Genomic DNA, 307 nt, shown 5'->3' with positions numbered 1-307 from the left:
CTAACGTCATGGATCAAGAACATTTAACGCCGGCAGAACAAAACCATTTGAAACAAGACTTTCTTACCTCAACACAAGAGGGAGAAGAGGGTGAAATTGGAAGAGAAGCAAAAACTTTGGAAGAAAATTTTCAAGGACAAAGATTTCAACAACAGCCATCTTCTCAAGAAGGCGGAAAAGAGGTGCAGGGGGAAGAAAATGCGCCGCCAGATCCGCAAAAGGACTTTATGGGCTATATGCAATGGTTGGGAAAAACACTCCAAAAACAAGGGCTTTTACATGAAAAACAACAACCTTCCTCTTTTTC

Annotated in this window: 1 pseudogene; it reads left to right on the top strand. The window is 41.4% G+C overall.

What is annotated here, in order from left to right:
- Positions 1–8: 8 nt before the first annotated feature.
- Positions 9–307: pseudogene (locus tag ACFINC_RS11155) on the top strand (hypothetical protein); the annotation flags it as partial.

This window comes from Bartonella sp. AP58NXGY, from assembly GCF_042195785.1.
In the GTDB taxonomy this organism is placed as follows: Bacteria; Pseudomonadota; Alphaproteobacteria; order Rhizobiales; family Rhizobiaceae; genus Bartonella.
The sequence above is the reverse complement of the archived record's forward strand: the minus strand, read 5'-3'. Positions and strand labels throughout refer to the sequence as shown.